Annotated in this window: 14 protein-coding genes; 4 read left to right on the top strand and 10 right to left on the bottom strand. The window is 68.1% G+C overall.

Annotation, left to right across the window (positions count from 1 at the left end; translation table 11 throughout):
• Nucleotides 1-135 precede the first annotated feature (135 nt).
• The 4 genes from OV287_RS25295 (at nt 136) to OV287_RS25280 (ending at nt 5,725) form a co-directional block, all read left to right on the top strand.
• A complete protein-coding gene (locus tag OV287_RS25295) occupies nt 136-1,077 on the top strand; it encodes an efflux RND transporter periplasmic adaptor subunit (protein WP_267536602.1) in 942 nt (313 codons plus the stop codon).
• Nucleotides 1,067-2,035 (top strand): efflux RND transporter periplasmic adaptor subunit, encoded by a 969-nt coding sequence (locus tag OV287_RS25290; RefSeq protein ID WP_267536601.1) that lies wholly within the window; start codon nt 1,067-1,069, stop codon nt 2,033-2,035. The genes OV287_RS25295 and OV287_RS25290 overlap by 11 nt, the downstream gene beginning before the upstream one ends.
• Nucleotides 2,025-4,256 (top strand): peptidase domain-containing ABC transporter, encoded by a 2,232-nt coding sequence (locus OV287_RS25285; protein ID WP_267536600.1) that lies wholly within the window; start codon nt 2,025-2,027, stop codon nt 4,254-4,256. The genes OV287_RS25290 and OV287_RS25285 overlap by 11 nt, the downstream gene beginning before the upstream one ends.
• A gap of 74 nt (nt 4,257-4,330) precedes the next feature.
• The gene (locus OV287_RS25280) at nt 4,331-5,725 is read left to right on the top strand and encodes an MBL fold metallo-hydrolase (RefSeq protein ID WP_267536599.1); all 1,395 of its coding nucleotides are present in this window, start codon (nt 4,331-4,333) and stop codon (nt 5,723-5,725) included.
• A 51-nt stretch (nt 5,726-5,776) separates the two neighbouring features.
• Here the strand turns inward: OV287_RS25280 and cglE are convergent, their stop codons facing one another.
• The 10 genes from cglE to OV287_RS25230 all read right to left on the bottom strand — a co-directional run bounded on the left by cglE (nt 5,777) and on the right by OV287_RS25230 (nt 19,460).
• Nucleotides 5,777-6,373 (bottom strand): adventurous gliding motility protein CglE, encoded by a 597-nt coding sequence (gene cglE / locus OV287_RS25275; protein ID WP_267536598.1) that lies wholly within the window; start codon nt 6,371-6,373, stop codon nt 5,777-5,779.
• A gap of 80 nt (nt 6,374-6,453) precedes the next feature.
• The gene (locus OV287_RS25270; RefSeq protein ID WP_267536597.1) at nt 6,454-8,370 is read right to left on the bottom strand and encodes an AgmX/PglI C-terminal domain-containing protein; all 1,917 of its coding nucleotides are present in this window, start codon (nt 8,368-8,370) and stop codon (nt 6,454-6,456) included.
• 47 nt (nt 8,371-8,417) lie between these two features.
• Entirely contained in the window at nt 8,418-8,702 is a 285-nt protein-coding gene (locus OV287_RS25265) for a hypothetical protein (RefSeq protein ID WP_267536596.1), read from the bottom strand.
• Nucleotides 8,703-8,880: 178 nt separating this feature from the next.
• Nucleotides 8,881-10,293 carry a tetratricopeptide repeat protein gene (locus OV287_RS25260; protein ID WP_308809740.1) on the bottom strand — a complete coding sequence of 471 codons (1,413 nt, stop codon included), beginning with the start codon at nt 10,291-10,293 and terminating at the stop codon, nt 8,881-8,883.
• Nucleotides 10,290-13,901: a tetratricopeptide repeat protein gene (locus OV287_RS25255; RefSeq protein ID WP_267536595.1), complete on the bottom strand. Its 3,612-nt coding sequence runs from the start codon at nt 13,899-13,901 to the stop codon at nt 10,290-10,292. The genes OV287_RS25260 and OV287_RS25255 overlap by 4 nt, the downstream gene beginning before the upstream one ends.
• Before the next feature lie 274 nt (nt 13,902-14,175).
• Entirely contained in the window at nt 14,176-15,711 is a 1,536-nt protein-coding gene (locus tag OV287_RS25250) for a tetratricopeptide repeat protein (protein ID WP_267536594.1), read from the bottom strand.
• Between the two features lie 10 nt (nt 15,712-15,721).
• Nucleotides 15,722-16,822: an outer membrane beta-barrel domain-containing protein gene (locus OV287_RS25245; RefSeq protein ID WP_267536593.1), complete on the bottom strand. Its 1,101-nt coding sequence runs from the start codon at nt 16,820-16,822 to the stop codon at nt 15,722-15,724.
• Between the two features lie 15 nt (nt 16,823-16,837).
• On the bottom strand, nt 16,838-17,611 hold the full coding sequence (locus OV287_RS25240; RefSeq protein ID WP_267536592.1) for an outer membrane beta-barrel domain-containing protein: 774 nt from the start codon (nt 17,609-17,611) through the stop codon (nt 16,838-16,840).
• 257 nt (nt 17,612-17,868) lie between these two features.
• Entirely contained in the window at nt 17,869-18,543 is a 675-nt protein-coding gene (gene rplC / locus OV287_RS25235; protein WP_267536591.1) for a 50S ribosomal protein L3, read from the bottom strand.
• Nucleotides 18,544-18,686: 143 nt separating this feature from the next.
• The gene (locus tag OV287_RS25230) at nt 18,687-19,460 is read right to left on the bottom strand and encodes a hypothetical protein (RefSeq protein ID WP_267536590.1); all 774 of its coding nucleotides are present in this window, start codon (nt 19,458-19,460) and stop codon (nt 18,687-18,689) included.
• Nucleotides 19,461-19,480: the final 20 nt, after the last annotated feature.

The following is a 19,480-nucleotide window of genomic DNA, read 5'->3' as shown; positions in this document are numbered from 1 at the left end:
CGATGGGTCACGCGGCGCGGGTCCAGCCGGGGGTCGCCGAAGGAGCTTGCGGCCAGGCACCCCGGCAACACCGAACCAGAATCGAGAGCGCCGGCTTATACTCCTATACTCGCGTCGATGGAAACCCGGGCAATCATGAGCGGAGTGGGCGGGGTGCTGCTGGCCACCCTGGGCGTGCTGGGGGCGCTGCGGCTGCGCGCCGCTCCCGAGCCGACGTCTGCGCCGCCGCCGGCCCCGGCCCGTGTGGAGGCTCCCGCCGCGCAAGCCCCCTCCGCGGGGTTCCTGGGCGTGATCATCTCGGAGGAGGCGCTGGACCTCGCCCCCAGCATCGAGGGGCGGCTGGAAGAAGTCCGGGTGCAGGTGGGGGATCACGTTCGCCGGGGCGAAGTGTTGGCCACGCTGGAGATGCGGGCGCTGCAGCAGGAGCGGGCGATGGCGGAGGCGGAGCTGCAGTCCGCGCGCGCCGAGTTGCGGATCGCAGAGCTGGCGCTGGCCGAAGCGGAGGATCGGCTGCGGCGGCGCGAGGATCCGAAGCAGCTCAGCGTGGGGGCGCTCTCCCAGGAGGAGCTGATCCGGGCCCAGTACGAGCAGCGCATGGCGGCGGCGAAGCACGAGGGCGCCCGGGCGCGGGTGACGGAGCGGGAGGCCCGGGTGGTGCAGCTCCAGCAACGCCTGGCCGAGTCCTCCCTGCGCGCCCCCTTCGATGGGCTGGTGGCCAGCCGCGCCCTGAACCCGGGGGCGCTGGTGAGACCGGGACAGGCCGTGCTCCACCTGCTCCGGGAGGGGCCGCAGCAGGTGCGCTTCGCCGTGCCCCAGGAGGAGGCCTCGGCGGTGAGGGTGGAGCTGCCCGTGCGCGTGCGCGTGCAGGAGGGCGGCGCAGTGCTCTCCGGCCGGGTGTCCCACGTGGCGCCCGAGGTGGACGTGGCCTCCCGGATGGTCTTCGCCATGGCTCGCCTGGAGACGGCCGACCCGTCGCATCCGCTGCCCACGGGGACGGTGGCGCGGGTCGAGGTGTCCTCGGACGCGACGCCGGATGGAAACGGGATGATGTCGAAGCGGAAGAGCGATGAGCACTGAACCAGCGTCCGGCCAGAGCGACAAACCTTCGCTCTTCCGCAAGGAGGCCCTGGAGCACCACCAGCGCGGCGTACAGCCGCCCAAGGGAGACGTCCTGCGTCTGTCCCCGGCCTGGACGGTGTGGGCCTACTGGCTGCTGGTGGCGGTGCTCGCGGAGGCGTTCGTCCTGGGCGTCGTGGGCACCATCTCCGAGTACGCCTCGGGCCCAGCGCTGGTGCGGTTGGAGGGCCGCACGGACCTGACGGTCCCCATGGCCAGCATGGTGGCCCAGGTGCATGTGCAGCCCGGCCAGCGCGTGCGGGAGGGGGCGCTGCTGGTGTCGTTCCAGGCCGAGGAGGAACGCAGCGCGCTGACCCGCCTCCAATCCGAGTTCGAGTCGCACCTGGTGCGCTACCTGAGGGACCCCTCGGATGTGGCGGCGCGGCAGGCGTTGACCTCGCTGAGGGCCGAGCGCGAGCTGGCGCGAACCCGCCTGGAGGCGCGCAGCCTCCGAGCGCCCTTCGCGGGCCTCGTCGGGGACGTGCGCATCCAGCCGGGCCAGTACCTGACCCCCGGCACGCGTGCGCTGTCCCTGGCTTCCGAGCAGACCCCGGTGATGTTGCAGGCCTTCCTCCCCGGCTCTTACCGGCCGCTGCTGCGGCCCGGCATGTCCCTCCGGGTGGAGCTGAACGGCTTCCGCTATGCCTGGAGCGAGCTGGTCATCGAGTCCGTGGGAGATCAGGTCATCGGCCCTGGCGAGCTCAAGCGCTACCTGGGGCCGGAGCTGGCGGACGCGGTGGAGGTGCAGGGGCCCATCGTGCTGGTGAAGGCACGCCTGCCGTCCTCCTTCGAGGAGAACGGGCGGACGCTGGACTACTTCGATGGCATGCCCGCGCGGGTGGAGGCTCGGGTGCGAACCGAGTCCATCCTGATGACGCTGATTCCCGGCCTGAAGGGGCTCTTCTCCCATGGCGGATGAACCGAAGCAGGGACTGCTCGACCGCTTCCCGGTGCTGCGCTCGTTGCAGGAGCGCGCGCAGCGGCGGCACCGCGTCCCCGACGTGCGTCAGCTCTCGATGACGGACTGTGGCCCCGCGTGTCTGGCGATGGTGCTGGGTTACCACGGCCGGGAGCTGAGCCTGGAGCAGGTGCGCGAGCTGGCGGGCACGACCCGCGACGGCACCACGGCCCAGACGTTGCTGGCGGCGGGGCGCAAGCTGGGGCTGCGGGGTCAGGGCGTGTCCCTCGATATGGATGCGCTGCCCTACCTGCCGCCGGCCAGCATCCTCCACTGGAACTTCAACCACTACGTGGTGTTCGAGCGGCTGGGGCCCGACTGCGTCCACCTTGTGGACCCGGGCCAGGGGCGGCGTCAGGTATCCCTGGAGCAGTTCCGCAAGAGCTTCACCGGCGTGGCGCTGCTGTTCGAGCCGACCGAGGACTTCCACCACCTCACCTCGCGCCGCAGCGGCGCCTTCCGCTACCTGCTGCCGCTGGTGCGTCAGTCGGACACCCTGGGCCGCATCGTGGTGACGTCCGCGGCGCTGCAGCTCTTCTCGCTGGCGGTGCCCCTCGTCACGGGGATGGTGGTGGACCGGGTGGTACCGCGAGGGGACTACCACCTGCTGGTGGTGCTGTCGGTGGCGCTGGCCTCGCTGGCGGTCTTCCAGTTCCTGGCCTCGCTCATCCGCGGCCACCTGCTGCTGGAGCTGCGCACCCGGCTCGACGCGTCGATGACGCTGGGCTTCCTGGAGCACCTGGTGCGCCTGCCCTACTCCTTCTTCCAGCTCCGCCCGGCGGGCGACCTGCTGACGCGAATGAGCATGCAGGCCACGGTGCGCGAGACGCTCTCCACCTCGGCCATCTCCACCCTGCTGGACGGCACGCTGGTGCTCTTCTACCTGGTGCTGCTGCTGTTCACCAACGCGTGGATGGGGCTGGTGGTGCTGGCACTGTGCGGAGTCCAGGTGCTGGTGCTCCTGTTCTCCGCATGGCAGCGGCGCCATCTGCTGTCGCAGAACCTGGAGCTGGACGCCAAGAACCAGAGCTACAGCATCGCCATGCTGACGGGGATGCAGACCCTGAAGGCGTTCGGGGCGGAGCAACGGGTGGTCCAGGACTACGCCAGCCTCTTCGTGAACGTGCTCAACGTGGGGCTGGCGCGCGGGCGGATGACGCTGTGGGTGGACTCGCTGACGAGCATGGTGAAGCTGGCCTCGCCCCTGGTGCTCCTGGCCATGGGCGCCTACCAGGTGATGCAAGGCAAGCTGACGCTGGGGGAGATGCTCGCCCTCAACGCGATGGCCAGCGCGTTGCTCGTCCCGCTCTCCAGCCTCGTGGGGACCGCCGGCAACCTCCAACTGCTGGGCAGCTACCTGGAGCGCCTCAACGACGTGCTGGACGCCACGCCCGAGCGCCCCATGGATCGCCCGGGCAAGGAAGTGAGGCTCCAGGGAGCCATCGAGCTGGAGAACGTCTCCTTCCGTTTCGGTTCCGACTCGCCCCTGGTGGTGCGGGACGTGTCCGTCCGCATCCAGCCGGGACAGCTCGTGGCCCTCGTGGGCCGCTCCGGCGCGGGCAAGAGCACGCTGGCCAACCTGCTGCTGGGGCTGTACCTGCCCACCTCCGGACGGGTGAGCTACGACGGCGTGGACCTGGGGGAGTTGGATCTGCAATCCGTGCGAGGCCAGATGGGCGTCGTTCCGCAGAACCCCTCCTTCTTCGGGAGCACCCTCCGGGAGGCCATCGCACTGGGAAGACCGGACCTCCCCTTGGAGCGGGTGATGGAGGCGAGCCGGCTGGCTCAGATCCACGACGACATCATGGCCATGCCCCTCCAGTACGACACGCCCATGGGCGACCAGGGGTTGATGCTCTCCGGAGGCCAGCGCCAGCGGATGGCCCTGGCGAGGGCCCTGGCACATGAGCCCGCGGTGCTGCTGCTCGACGAGGCCACCAGCGCCCTGGATGCCATCACCGAGAGTCACGTGCATCAGGCGCTGGCCTCGCTGCATTGCACCCGCGTCATCATCGCCCACCGGCTGAGCACGGTCCGGAGCGCGGACGTCATCCTGGTAATGGAGGCCGGGCAGGTGGTGGAGATGGGAAGGCACGAGGAGCTCCTCGCGCTCCAGGGGCATTACGCCCGGCTCGTGCGCGCCCAGATGGAACCCGCCCGCCCCACCTCCCTGGCTGGTTGAACGGACGCGTCCCGGATCCACGCTGTGGACGCACATGGCCGGGCTGTGGTTTCTACTCCTTCCAGGAGATGCGCATGGACAAGGAGAGGATCGGACTCCATCCCGAGACCAGTGTGAGCGTGAAGACGTGGATGGACACGCTTTGCAAACAGTGGAGCCCCATGGTCCTGCAAGCCGCGCAGGCCATCGTCGACGGCAAGCCGTTCGCTCAGGTCCTCTCCGAGGTGACAGGGAAGCACGCCGAGGCCACGTCGTTCTTCACGGCCGGGCCGGACGGCCAGGACTTCCGTCTCCGGGACGAGCTGATGTTTCCGGCCGAGAACCGCGTGGTCGAGGTGCAGATCGCCAACACGGCGACCCGGCGCGTCATCCGCTTCGATCCGGGGGAGGACACACTCCTGCCGGCCATCGCCGGCCTGCTCTGGCGATGCGCGTGCGGCCGGATGAGCGCGGACGAGATACGCCAGTCCATCGACGAGGAGCTCGTCGAGCTGTTCGACAGCCTCCTGGAGGACGGCTTCCTCCAGGCCGCTCGGGAGATCCCGAACCCACGCTTCTCCAAGCCCGGGCTCCACCGGCTCCAGCACGCGTCCCTGCTCCACCGGAGCCAGTCCTCCGGCGTCCTGATCGATCCGCAGTTCCACTCGAGCATGGCCCCCTCGGCGCGACACCCCCTCCTGCGCTCGGACGTGGAGGGGCTGGTCGACGCGATCGTCATCTCGCACTGGCACGAAGACCACTTCAACCTGGCCACGCTGATGATGTTCCCGCCGGAGACGACCCTCATCGTCCCCCGGGTCCCACGGGCCAGCATGATCTGCGACCACATGGCCAACCGGCTGCGGAGCTGTGGTTTCACGGACGTGCGCGAGCTGGAGTGGTTCTCCGAGCCGGTGCGCGTGGGGGACATCGAGATCGCCGTGCTGCCGTTCTATGGCGAGCAGCCGCTCCGGGACGGCCCGCCCCGGCACCCCGAGCTCCGGAACTGGGGAAACACCTACCTGTTCCGCTCGATGGGAACCACCTCCTGGGTCCTGGTCGACAGCGGCAACGACGTGCGCGGCACCATGGCCGGCGTGGCGGACGAGGTGCTCGAGCGCTTCGGCCCCGTCGACTTCGTGCTGAGCAACCTGCGCGAGTTCGCGCCCTTTGCTCCGGAATACATCACCGCGACCGGGACCTACTGGCTGAGCCTGCCGCCGGAGCAGATGCGCCGGTTCCGCTCCCTCAAGAACCAACTCCTGACGCTCGGGCCTACCGGGGTGGCCGAGGTCTGCCAGCGGGTCCGCGCCCGGCACTTCCTTCCCTACGCCCACTGGTGGCACGAGCCGGGGACGATCCCTGGCGATGGGGAGGAGACCATGGTCCGGACGCTCCAGCACTCGCTCGCGAACCTGGGCGCGCCGACCACCGTGCTGCCGTGGCGGGTGGCGGACCATCTCAGCACGAACGGGGTTTGCTCCGGTTGACCGGCCCGGGAGGCTTTCAGTGCCTCGACGGAGGTTCCGAACCCGTCGGGCTCAGAACGTGTATTTCACCCGCGGGAAGAAGGCGAAGGTGGGGATGTTGGGCCCGATGAGGTAGCGGGCCAGGAAGTCCGCCCCCACCGAGAAGTGGTCCATCGGCGTCGCGTACTCGATGCCAATGCCCAGCCCCGCGTTCGGCGCCGTCAGGGCCGCTCCTGGATCCGCGCTGCCCACTGGCGCCGGATCCAACCGCGACAGGCCCGCCGCCACCTTCGGCATCAGGTAGAGGCGCTCCGCCAGCGGCACCATGTACGCCGCCGTCACGTCGGCGAACGCCACCGTGAAGTTGTCGGACATGCTGCACACGTTCGTGCCCGGCAGATATCCGGCGAAGCAGTTCGCCGCCGACGAGCCCAACCCGAAGTGCACACCCAGCGAGACCTTGTCCGTCAGGTCGTACCCCACGCCGAGCTGCAGGTACGTCTGCGCGTTCGAGTAGATGTTCTCCCCGCCCAGCGTGAAGAACATCCCGATGTCGGCCTCGGTGAAGAAGCCACGGCGGACCTCCAACGGGACACCTTCCGGCGGGGTGGCCGCCAGAGCGGTAGTGGGCAGCATCGCGAGCACGGCGGCCAGCAGCGACTTCTTCATAGCGGGACGACCCTCATCACCCTGCCCTCTCCCCAACGGGGAGAGGGGTTTTCGTTACGCTTGGATGGAGACGCGAGCGGCTATTCACCCGCGGGCGAGAAGAGCCACGGGTACGTCACCGCCACCACACCGCCACCCTTCGGCTCGGGGAACTTCCAGCGGCGGATGCGCGAGAGCATGCAGTTCTCCGCGGCCGAGCTGTTCAGCGTGGTCTCCGTCACGTTCGCCTCCGACACGGCTCCCGCCGGATCGATCGTGAAGGCCACCGCCACCTTGCCCGCGAGGCTCGGGTTCTTGTTGAGCTCGGTCTCGTAGCAGTACTTGATCTCGTTCTGGTGGCTCCGGATGATCTTGGCGATCACGTCCTTGTCGAGGCCGCCAATCACCGTGGTCTTTCCGGGGACGATCTTCGTCACCGTCTTCCCACGGCCCGCCAGGTCGATGCCGCCGTTGTCACCCGCGCCCCGGCCATTGCCCTTGGTGCCCAGGCCACCGAGGCCCAGCGCGGTACCGCCACCGCCCGTGCCCCCACCACGCGAGCCGAGTCCACCCACGCCCTGCGCATCCCCGAGACCCGCACCGCTCTTGAGGCCGCCCAGCGCGTTGTTGATGCCCGTGCCCAGACCGCCCGGACCAAAGACATCCGAGGCGCCCCCCTTCAGGTTCTTCATCGCGCCCAGCAGGCCCACCCGGCCCACCACCTTGCGGTCCTGCTCACGCTTGTTCTTGTTGACGATGTTGGTTCCCGGCTTGGAGGGATCGGCCTCCGCCTTCTTCGCCTCCTCCTTGCCGAACTTGCCTTCCTCGCCCTTGGCCTTGGCGCCTTCCTCCACGCCCTTCAGGTCCAGCCGTTTGGTGTCGATCTGCTTCGCCGGCTGCACCAGGAACTTCGCCACCCGCTGCTGGCTGGCGAAGATGTCGTCGCCCGAGGGGGCCTCGGAGCGCGGCGTGAGCAGCATGGCCGCCAGGAACGCACCCGCCGCCACGAAGCTGATGCCGGCGACCTTGAACCAGGTGAAGTCCGCATCACCCAGCGTGTTCACCGGCACGGCTGGCGACGGCTTCACGTAGCGCACCACGAAGGTGAGCGTGCCCAGCGACACCTCCGCTCGGTCATGCAGGCCGAGTGTGTACGCGTGCTCCTTGCCCGAGGCCGTCAGCTTGCCCTCGGCGCGCAGGCTGTCCTTGGTCCGCACATCACCGTTGTGAGTGACGATGACGCCCGCGGACTCGGGGACGCGCAGCTCGTACAGCTCGCCGCGCCCCACCGCCAGCACGTGACGCGCGCCCACCTCGGACTCGAAGACGTGGAAGAAGTTCTTCTTCGCCTCGCCGATGGTGACCGGCACTCCGTCCCGGAAATGCTGCACCGACATCATCTGATCGCCCCAGAGCAGCTGCACCTGGAGGACCTTCGCGTCCTTGGTGGGCAGCGCCTCGGGAGGCAGCGGCTCGCGAATGTGCGCCGCCACGAGCGACCGCGCCTTCTGAGCCGCCGGAGCCGAGGTGTTTCGCACCGGCTGCTCGGGGGCTGCCCGGTTGCGCAGGCCCGGTGGCACCACCCGGTTGCCCGCTTCCGGTGCGCGCGACACTGGCTCTGGTGCTCGAGGGTGCAGCATCGAGCCCTGCAGCGCTGCCCCACTCTCCACCTGCGCGCCCGCGGGCGGTGGAGGCAGCTCCGAGCTCCCGAAGAGCACCTCCACCCGAGAGCTGCCCAGCATCAGCACGTCACCCGGCGAGAGCGTCCTCGGTCCCACCACCCGCTGACCGCCCACCTGCGTGCCATTCTCACTGCCCAGATCGATGGCCGTCACCGAACCGGTGGACTCGACCTTCAACATCACGTGAAGGTTCGAGACCCGCGGGTCCAACAGCTTCACCGCCGCCTGAGCGCCTGATCCGACGATGACGCTCTCGGCCTCGGACACGGCCTCGTGCACGGAACCATCCGGCCCGGTGATCCGCAGCGTCAATGCGTTCTTCTTCCCCGCCGCCATAGAGGATCTTTCCTCCTCCCTTCCATCCCTCATGCCCACGCCGCCCATTAGAGGTTGTCCACCGACTTCTGCAGCTCGGGGTTGAAGTTGTCGCGGACCCGGATGAGGCTCTGGAAGTCCGTCTTCTTCCGGTTGAGAACGTACGAGCCCTCCGGCTTGGTGAGCTCGCCTTCCACCGCCATGTCGGTGAAGTCGATCGTCGTCTTCTTGCGAACGACGACCTTGTCCTCCTCCTGGATGACCTTCACCTGGGTCTGCTGCGGCTCCTCCTCCGCGAGCGCCGGCCCCGCCCAAAACGCCACCACCGTCACTACCGCTGCCAGTCGTCTCATGTCAGGCCTCCTCGTCGGATGGGACAGCGGGTCCCTGATGAGGTTCCGTCCAGCTCTCTTGCACGCCCTGCACCAACGTCTCGGGTGATGGAATGCCGCGAAATCCCAGCGAAGCGCTTTCACCCGCACCACGTGAGGCCCCAGTAAGTGGAAAAATTTTCCCACTGGGGCCGGTAGGTTATTCGGCCCTCGGGGTCTCAGCCGGAGGCTCGGTCGCTGGCCCGCCCTCGGCTGCTGGAGCCGTCGCACCTTCCGCGGGCGCGCCCTCCTGCGGTGCCGCGTCATCGGACACCTTGTCGAGCATCGAACCACTGCCTCCGACCGCGGCCGGATTGGGTGCCTTCTCCTCGGGCGCGGGCGCGGGCTCGGGCTGGCCACTCTTGCGCATGGCCGCGAGGCCCTGGAGCTTCGCGTCGATCATCTGCTTGTCCTGAGCGCTCGTGGAGCTCAGGTCCTTGCAGCGCTGGAGGAAGCCCTCGGCCTTGTCCCAACCAGCGCGCTCGACGGCGTAGGCCCAGCCCGCGCCACAGACGGCCTCGGGATACTCCGCGCGCAGCGAGAGCACCTTCTCGAAGGCCTCGCCCGCCGCGAGCCCCTTCTTGGCGTCGCGGCCCTTCTGCCCGTCCAGCGCGTACGCGTAGTAGAGCCAGGCCTCGTGGGAGCCGGGCTCCAGCTCAACGGCCTTGGAGAAGGAGCGCTCGGCACCAGCGTAGTCGCGCCAGGCCAGCGCCATGGCGCCGAGGTTGACGTAGCCGGAGGCGAAGCGCTCGTCGAGCGACACCGCTTTCTGGAACTGGGTGAGCGCACGGGCCCGGTCCTCCAGCTTCAGGTAGACCATCCCCAGGTTGTTGTAGATGCCGGGGTCCTTCTCATCGAGCTTGCGCGCATTGGCGAGCACCAGCTCCGCGAGCCGGTACTTGCCCTGGTCGTAATAGACGAGCGCGAGGTTCTTGTACGCCTCGGCATCATCCGGGTGGCGCGCAAGCACGCGGCGAGCGGTGGCCTCGGCCAGCTCGTACTTGCCGGCCAGCCGATAGGCCAGGGTGAGGTTGTTGAGCAGCGAGGGCTCGTGCTCGCGGCCCTTCACCTTCAGCCCAGCCTCGTAGAGGGAGATGGCCTCTTCGTACTTCTCCTGCGTCCGGTAGATGCGGCCCAGATTGAGCAGCGTGGGGACATGACCCGGCTCGAGGAAGCGGACCTTCTCGTAGGCGGCCTGCGCGTCGGCGCTCCGGCCCTGGCGCTCGGCGATGACGCCCAGGTTGAACTGGGCGTTGAGACTCTGCGGTGCCTTGGCCACCACCTCGCGGAAGCCCTCCTCCGCCTTCACGTAGTCGCCCGCGTGGAAGGCGGCGACGGCCTGGGCGAAGATCTCCCGCGCGTCGCGCTCCTTCTTCGTCTCGGGGACAGGAGCGGGAGCGGGAGCCTGTTCCACGGGAGCCGGTGCCGCGGAGGCCACCGACGTAGGCTTCACTTGCGAGGTCGTGGCGCACGCGGCCGTGAAGGCCAGCGAAGCGACGGCGAGGGTGCGGCGGAACGCCATGAACGTACTCCCTGCGGAGGCCTGCGAGTGCATGTGCGTCACCTTCTTCACGGCCGGACCTCCCCGGAAGCAGTAGGCGGCAGGGGCGCCGCGTTGCCCGTAGGAACCGGGGCCTCAGTGGGGGCAGGAGCTGCCGGAGCGGCAGGCGGCTCGGCGGGAGCAGCCTGACTGAGCTCTGGGAGGCCAGGCTCCTTGGCCACGTCCGAGGTGACGAAGAACTCACTGCCGCGGAAGGGCACCTGGCGCACCTGCGCGTAGGCCCCGGGGCGGTAGCGGTTCACCTGATCCTGCGCGGCCAGCGTCCACTCGTTGTAGAGCGACAGCTCATAGGCCTTGCCCAGCGCCTTCTCGAGCGCCTCGGTGGCCTTGTCCTCCAGCGGGAGGGCGAGGTTCTCCAGCTCGGCGCGGTACATGGACGTCTGCTCCTCGTCGAGCCCCGCGGGATCCGGCGACTCGAGGATGTTGCGCGCGAAGTCCGCGTAGGCGAGGCCAATTCGGGTGAGCGCGGCGATGCCCCACTCGCCCGAGCCGGTGGCCAGCACGTCCACGTAGGCCTTCTCCAGCTTCTGGATGGACTGCTGCTTGGCGGTCAGGTCGCGCCGGATGGTGGCGACGCGCTTGAAGCGGATGTCCATGTAGCGCTGCCAGTCGGCCTCCACCGCGAGGAAGCGCGCATGGCCGTAGGCATCGAGGAGGTCCGGCCGCTGCTTCTCCTGCGCGGACAGCCGGGCCCAGCCGCGGACGAGCTCGCCCTGCATGCGCTCGGTGTCGCGGGTGTTCTTCTGCTTGCGGTAGGCGATGAGCTGCCGGTAGCGCGCCAGGTAGAGCTGGCCGGCCGAGGTGCGCGAGTCGCGCCCGTAAGTCACGGCGAAGGACTCGAAGGCGCGCGCGGCCTCGGCCGGCTTGCCGTCCTTCTCGTGGACGAGGCCAATGTTGTAGGCGAGCTGCGGCACATCCGGCCGGTCCTTGAAGCGGGAGATATACGCTCGGTAGGAGGAGATGGCCTTGTCGGACTCGCCCACGCCCTCCCACCAGAGACCGGCGTTGAAGAGGGCATCTGGCACCCACTTGCTGGCCTCGACGAGCAGCTCGCGGCGCTCCTCGTCCCTGCTGGAGCGAGCCTCGTCCGCGCTCGGCGCGTCGCCTGACAGAGTGTCCTTCTTCTTCGAGTCCTTGCCCTTGCTGGCCACCGGCTTCGCCTTGCGAGCGTCGACGGAGCGGGAGGCAGCGTCATGGGCGTCCACGAAGGCGGCGTACATGGCGGCGGCCTTGCGGAACTCGGCGAGCTTCTCGTAGAGACGCGCGAGCGTGTAGCGCACCTTGGTCTCGAAGGGGCTGCCCGCGTAGTCGGTGAGGACGCGCTCGCCGGCGGCCACGCCCCGGTCGAGCTGCCCGGCCTCCTGGAAGATGACCATGGCCGAGGTCAGCGCACGGTCCGCGTTCTCCGAGCGGGGGAACTCCTTCACGTAGTCGAGGAAGAGCTCGGCGGCCTTCGCCGGGTTCTTCTCCTTCTGGTAGACGACCTCGTGGATCCACTTGTACTGCGAGCCCTCGACGACGCGGCCCACGCGGGCGGCGAACTCGGGGCTGGGCTTGAGCAGCTTCTCGTTGGCGAGGAACTGCCGGGAGAGCTTGTTGAGCTCGAGCCACTCCTCGCGGGACTCGAGCACGTACATGGTCAGGTCCGCCGCGTCACGCGAGCGCCGCTCGGCGGGGAACTTGTTGATGATCTCCCCGAAGCGCCGGGCCGCGTCCATGTAGTGGTGGCGGTCGTAGACGATGAGGGCCGACTGGTAGCGCAGGTCGATCTCATCCGGGTTGTCCGGGTAGAGCTTGTTGTACGTGTCGCACGCGGCCACCAGCCGATCCTCGAAGCGCGTGAGCGGCTCTTCGGCCTGATCGGTGTCCTTCTTGGAGATGCGGCCCTTCTTCTCGACCTGGCCCTTCGACTTGTTCTCGTCGACCTTCTGGCCGTCCTTGAGATCGCTCTTGGTGAGCTGGCCGCGCTCGATCTTCACGAGCTTGTCGTAGGCCATGATGGCGGCGAAGGACGCGTTCTTGCGGTAGGCCTCGTTGGAGACCTCGCGGGCCGAGTCGCGCTCCGGAATCTGGAAGGCAACCACGGCGTCGTACTGAGCGGCGGCGGCCTCCCACTCCTCGAGGGCCCAGAGGATCTCCGCGTAGAAGAACCGCATGTTGAAGGCGGAGTCGGAGATGAACTCGGGATCCTCGCTGGTGGCGAAGGTGTCCACGTACTGCTTGTAGATGTCGCGCGCGAGCCGGTACGTCTCCACCTGACGCGTCTTCTGCGCCTCCTGGTGGTAGTCGGTGACCATGACGCGCATGGCCTCCTCGGTGACGCTGAAGGCGTTGCGCAGCACGGGCTTGTTGCCGGTGTTGGCCTGCCACCACTCGCCGCCGGGCCGGTACAGCTCCACCATGCGCTTCATCTCGGCGCGCACCTGGTTGCGCTGGCGCAGGCCCTCGTAGGAGCGGACGATGGACTGCTGGTAGTCCGGCGCGCCGGGGCCCCTGGGCCTGTCCAGGATGAGGACGCGGTACGTCTCGATGGCGCTGTCGTACAGACCCACGTCCATGAGCTGGGCGGCCATCTTGGAGATCAGCCGCTCCTGGCGCTTCTCGGGGGCCTTCGCCTTGAAATAGGCGATGCCCTCCTTCGCCTTGTCCAGCTTGACGTAGAAGACGATGACGTCGTTGAGCGCCTCCGTCTTGAGGTCACCCAGCTCCTCGCCCCGGTCCCCGGCGTACTCCACCACCTCGTGCAGCTTCGCGAGGCCCTCGTCGTAGGCACCGCCGTTGTAGTCGCACCACGCCAGCTTGTAGACGGCGTAGGCGTACACCTTGGGCACCTTCGAGGCGCGCGCCTTCTCGTAGTAGTCGCGCGCCTCCTTCAGCTTGTTGCTGTCGAAGTAGTGGTTGCCGAGCTGGACGTAGGTGTCCGGCACGAACTGCGACTGGGGGAACTCCTCGATGAGCTGCAGGTAGCGCTTCACCGCCTCATCGCGCCGGCCGAGCTCCTGGTGGTTGTAGCCGTGGAGGAAGAGGATCTCATCGCGCTGGGGCCAGTCCGTGTAGCCGCTCAGCAGGTCCTCGTAGATGCGCATCGTCTCGGCGCGGAAACGCTCGCTGTCGCGGTGGTCCGCCTTGGGCGCCTCCCGCTGCTCACCCCGAGCGGTGGCCGCGTCATAGGCTTTCTCCGCCTCGAGGTAGCGGTTCATCTCCTGCTGGTAGAGGTACTTGGACTTCTCCCAGTAGAGCTCGGCGAGGCGGTAGAGCATGTCCGCCCTGCGGTGCGAGCCCTCCTGAAGCTTGGGGATGAGACGCTTGAAGCCCTCGATGGCCTCGTCGCGCTTGCGGTCCGCCAGCCCGTCCTTCTGGGCATCGGCGATGCGCGGCGTGCTGTCCGATCCCGGACCCATGCGCACCGGACCCATGCGTGCGGGCCCCTGGCGCTCGGGCTCTCGTTCCTGGGAGGCCTGGCGCGCGGCCTCTTTGGACTTGGAAGGACCTTGCCTGGCCCCCTTGCGCGACTCCGCCGCCTGGGAGGGCTTGCCCGAGGGCTGTGCCGCCTCCCCTGCTCCGCCCGCGGTGAGCGCCACACCCACCGCCAGCGCACCGAAACGAAGGACCGCCTTCATGCGAGCTCCTGTGGTGGGTACGAGGAAAAAGAGGGCTCCCGGCGGACGAGCCGCACCGTGTGCGTCCCACCCGCCCCGAGTTCCTGGAGAAGCCGGGCCGCCCCCATCGCCTCCCTCACCACCTACCGAAAGGGACGATGGAAAGTAGAAATGCAGGGTTGGAATGAGAAGTGCTCCACGAGCGGGATTTCAGGGCTGAACAAACACGAAGGGGCGGCGCCCGCGCACGAAGCGCACGGGCCCGCCCCCTCGCATCCTCCACCCCCGTAGAGGACTACTTTTCCTGGAGCTTCGCCGGACAGCCGCGCTTCAGGGTGTACTGGTAGTAGCCGATCTCGTCGCGCCAGAACTCGCCCTGGAACTTCCAGTAGTTCCACGCGGCCCCCGGCATCTTCGGCCGGTAGATGGACTGCGTCTTGAGGATCGCCTTCTGGTCTACGCCCGCCAGCAGCAGATCCTTCTCGTCGAGCGCCGTCTGCACGCGAATGATCTCCGCCTGATCCGCGAAGGTGCGGAGGTTCTGCGCGGCCTCCTGGAGGCGGCTCTTGGCGAACCGGCCGCCGATCTGCGTCAGCGTGCCACGCACCTCCTCGAGCGACGACACCAGCTCCGGCACCATGCCCGTGCCTTCCCAGTCGCGGATGTCGTTGACCACACGCTTCTCCGCGTCCACCTGCTCGATCATCCGCATCACGTCCTGGATGCGCTCGTTGCCGCGAATCCACAGGTAGATGGGACGCGGCAGCCGCCGGTTCTCCGCCGCCACCAGGTTGTAGGCGCTCAGCAGGTCCACGTCCTCCCCGGAGAAGGGCTCGAGCTGCTTCGCCATGGGATCGTAGAGCTGCTCGTAGGCAGCCAGCGTGGTCTTCACCTCGTCGAAGAGGCAGCTGTAGTAGTAGACGGTCGCCTTGAGGACCCACGACTCCGGCTGGAAGGCGCCCTCGAACTGAGGGGCATGCAGCGCCTGGAGGCTGCCGAGCGCCCCGCCAAAGTCCTCGTTCTGGAAGCGGGCGAAGCCGTTCTCGAAGAGGGCCTGATCCCAGAAGCGGGCGTAGCGCGGTAGGGCCTCGTAGGCCGAGACGGCCTGCGGGTACTCGTGGCGGCCGTAGTGCAGGCGGCCCATGCCCAGCAGCGAGAGCTGCTTCACCTCGTCATGGGCGAGCTGCGGAGCCTTGGCATCCAGCGCGCCCTTGAAGGCGGACAGGGCAGCGCCATCCAGCGCATCCGCCTCACCGGGCCGGCCCGGGAAGTGGGGATCCGCCAGCACCACGCCCAGCAGGTAGCGGGCCCGAGCGTAGACGCGGCTGTCGGGCGGCACGGCCTCGAGCAGAGCGCGAGCCTCCTCGAAGCGGCCGCGACGCTGGCGGATGGTGGCCACCAGGTAGTGGATGCGTGCCAGCACCTCGCGAGGCAGCCTTACCCACTTGTCCTGCACCTGGGGCGTGTAGGCCTTGTCGAGGATGTTGGGCACGAGGTTCTGCTCGTTGAGCTTCTGCTGCACGTCCACCAGCCCCTCCAGCGCCTGGAGGTAGAACGGGTGCTCGGGGCCAGCGTTGACGATGGCCGCGTAGGTGACGAGCGCGCTGATGGGCAGGTTCTTCCGGGCGTACGTCTGCGCCAGGTAGTACTCGGACCGGGCGCGCATGTCGGCGTCCATCGCGTTGGCGGCCAGATCAAAGAAGAGCGGGGCCGCGAGGTCCAGCTTGCCCGCGTTGAAGGTCGCGAGCGCCTGGTTGTACGCAGTCATGTCCTGCGCGGAGACGGCCAGCGGCGCGAGGACCAGGAAGGTGGCGAGAATCAATCGGTGCATGGCGCGGGCCTCAGAAGAGGAGGGAGAAGCCGGCGTAGAAGCTGAGGTTGTTGAGCACGTCCGAGGAGGGATTGCCGACCAGGTCCTTCCCCAGGACGATGTCCTCGCGGTAGTTCTTGCGCGTCTTCGGGTCCACCCCGTCGAACTTCTGGAACTGGCAGCTGCCCGTCAGTCCCAGCTCCGAGAAGGACTGGCCGGTGCTCCGCGCATCCTCCAGCTTCTGGAAGTCTTGCAGGTTGCAGCCATCCACCCGGTCCACGCGAGCGGTGTAGACCAGATCACGCACCTCCAGGCGCAGCGCCATGGAGTCGCCGAACTGCACGCGGAAGCCGCCGCCCACCGAGCCGAGGAACTTCGACCCCGTGTCACCGAAGCGCGCCGGGACGGTGAACGTCTCTCCATCCACCTGGTTGGAGACCTCGGGGCGGACGAGCACGCGCGTGGAGCCGATGCCGGCGCCGCCGCTGATCACCAGGCTGAACTGCAGCAGGTGGTTGTCGTAGAAGGCGAACTTGCCGTAGAGCGGCGTCACCTCCACGCCTGCCTGTGCGCCCCATACCAGCAGCAGCGCCGAGGCCGCCTGCGCCTGCTCACGTACCTTGTCGATGAGCTCCAGGTTGAAGAGGCTCTCGTTGGAGTACCAGTTGTACGTGGTGGACACCTGCAGGGCGAAGTTCTCCTGCAGGTGGTAGGTGTAGTGCAGCGCGCTGCCCGCGTGCTCGGTGAAGCGGCCATTCACCTGCCCCACCACCGGGTAGAGCGTGAACTCGTGCCGGCCCTCGTCCGCGAAGCGCTTCTTCTGCACCACGTGGACGGCCACGTTCGGGTTGTGCAGCGGCGCCCCATTCACCAGGCGCTGCGAGTTGGGATCGGACACGGGCTGGAGCTCGGGCTCCCCGGCCGTGGCCAGCGGCGCGTCCGACGGAGGCGCCGGCGCCTGGGACTCCGGCTCGGGCTCCACGGGCGTGGACTCCACGGGCTCGGGCTCCTGGGGCTTGGGCTCCGGCTTCACGGGGATGGGCGCCGTCTCCAGGGGCGGCGCCGGGGTCTCCTCCTGCGCGGACGCCAACGTCGCGGACAGGAGAACGGCGAGGAACGAGGTCGTTCGCATGCGGGACGTTCAGCCTCAGAAGATGAAGGAGTAGCCGATATCGAACTGCACCAGGTGCGTCAGGCCTGGGTTGGCCGCGGGCTCACCACTCTCCTGCCCCGCCTCCCAGAGCTCTCGCTGCACGTTCACGCGGTACTGGTCCGTGAAGACCCAGTCGCGCAGCTCGAAGCGCAGCGCGTGCCCGCTGGCCAGGAAGAAGCGGAAGCCCACCGCTCCAGAGGCCACCGGCGCCATGCGCGTCTCGACGCGCCAGAGGCCGCAGACGCCCTGCTCGCGGTCCGCCACCTGCGAGCACTGGATGATGGACTGGCGCCGCAGCGAGGCCAGCCCGCCACCGGCCCAGAGATAGGCCTGGAAGTGGGCCGTCTCGTCCGCCAGCAGCGACAGCTTGCCGTAGATGGGTGCCCAGCGAGCTCCCACCACGCCGTGCAGATTCATCTCCCACATGTCCTCGAGCTCGTCCGTGATCTTCTTGTCCTCACGGGCGAGGAAGCTCTCGGAGATGGAGCGCGCCAGGCCCGTGTGGCGGCTGAGCGCGTAGCCAGCGCGTGCCTCCACGCCGAGCGTGTTGAAGAAGTTGTAGGCGAGGCCGGCGTTCAGGTTGTAGTGCGCGGTGAGGTACTCGCGCGCGGGCAGGCCCACCGTGAAGGACGCCTCCAGCCGCTCCCCCGGAGAGAAGAGCCGATGGCGCACGGCGGCCGGGTCCAGCACCTGCTCCTGCGCTGAGGCAGACAGCGCCGTCAGCACCAGTGCCAGCGAAACGAAACGGGGAAGGTTGCGTGCATTCATGGCCGTGTGGCGCAGACATGTGGGCACGCGATCAGCCGGGAGCAAGGGACCAGGCTCACACAGGCTGTGGAATGCTCTACACACGGCATGCCAGCGCACGCTGGCCAACGTTTCCAGAGGCTGGAAACACGAACGCCCCGCCCGGTCGGTGGCCGGTGCGGGGCGTCGAGGAACCTGTGGCGGTGCCTGGAGTCTCGGTAGGACGATGGTCCGGCCCTCCCCCTGGCGAGGGAGGGGGCACACACAGGGGTACGGCCTTACTTGGTGCGGGCCGCCTTGTGCTGCTCGCGCAGCGCGACCTTGATGCTCGGACGCACGACGATGATGCCGTCGTTGTGGCCGGGGACGGTGCCCTTGATGAGCAGCAGGCCCTTCTCCACGTCCACGTCCACCACCGTCAGGTTCTGGGTGGTGACCTGATCCACACCGTAGTGACCGGGCAGCTTCTTGTTCGGGTACACGCGGCCGGGCGTCTTACGCTGACCGATGGCGCCCGGGTGACGGCGGTACTCGTGCGTGCCGCGGGTGGCCGTCTGGGAGCCCTTGAACTTCCAGCGCTTCATGACGCCCTGGAAGCCACGGCCCTTGGTGATGCCCGTGACGTCGACCAGCTGGCCCTTGGTGAACAGGTCCGCCTTGACGGCGTCGCCCACGTTGAAGCCCGCGGCGTCCTCGGCGGACACGCGGAACTCCTTCAGGTGACGGCGCAGCTTCGCGCCGCTCTTCTTGAAGAAGCCCACCTCGGCCTTGCTCAGGCTCTTCTCGCGAACCTCGCCAAAGCCCAGCGTCACCGCCGAGTACTTGTCCTTCTCCGGCGTCCGCTTACCCACGACCTGGCAGGTGTTGACGTCAACCACCGTCACCGGAACGAGGTTGCCCTCGTCGTTGAACACCTGGGTCATTCCAATCTTCTTACCGATAAGACCCTTCACGTCGTCCTCACAGCTCGCGCGTCTTGCGCGAAAACATCAATGAATCCAGCAGTTTGCGTCCGACTTCAGTTCCCCGGACGCCAGGAAGCGGCGCAATGTAGCAGTTGGCCCCCTACCGTCAAGCACGGAGGGCGGGCGGCGCTTCACTGTGCGCGATCCAGCCGCGGGTAGAACGAGGCGAGCTGCGCGTCCTGGATGCGCTGGGCATACACGTCCTCGCCGAGGAGGAACAGCGCCTGGTCCAGATAATCCTCCGCGGCCTGGACCTCGGTCTCCTTCTCGGCGATCGCCCGGTCGATCTCCGCCATGGCCTCGTCGACGGCCTCCTTCTGGGCGTTCATCGCGTCTTCCATGTCGAGCATGCGCTTGTGCGCCAGGATGCCCGCCGCACCGGGCTGGCCGGGCTTGGGGGTGAGCGCCAGCTCGACCTGCCGATCCAGGTCCTCCACCTCGCGGGTGAGGCGCATCATCTGGATGCGGTTCTTCTTGATGTTGTCGCGGGAGAGACCCAGCTTGGACTCCTCCTGGGTGACGAGCTCCAGGTCGGAGTGCTTCTTCTCCAGCTTCTTGAGGGCGTCCTGGGCGTAGCGCAGGTCGGCGCGGCGGTTGGTCAGCGTCTTGCGGAGGGTCTTCGTCTGCCCCTCCACGGCGTCCACCGCCTTCTTCCACTTCTTGACGATCTCGAACTCGGCCGCCCGTTTCCCCTCATACTGGGCGAGGTAGTCCTGCCAGGCCGCGTCCTCGTCGTTCATCTGCTGCTCGAGCACGGCCAACTCGTCCCGGCGGGCCACCAGCGCCGCCTCGGCGCGGTAGACGCGATCCATGGTCCGGGGACAGTTGGGCTTGCCCGCCAGGCGATCTCTCGCGAGGTCGCCAAGCTGGAAAATCAGATCGTTGTAGCTCTCCGCCTTGGGCATGAGGCGTGTTTTACGCCCAA

It is taken from the genome of Archangium lansingense, assembly GCF_026626635.1.
GTDB lineage: Bacteria > Myxococcota > Myxococcia > Myxococcales > Myxococcaceae > Archangium > Archangium lansingense.
Note: the sequence above shows the minus strand (reverse complement) of the source record. Positions and strands in the feature narration are given on the sequence as shown.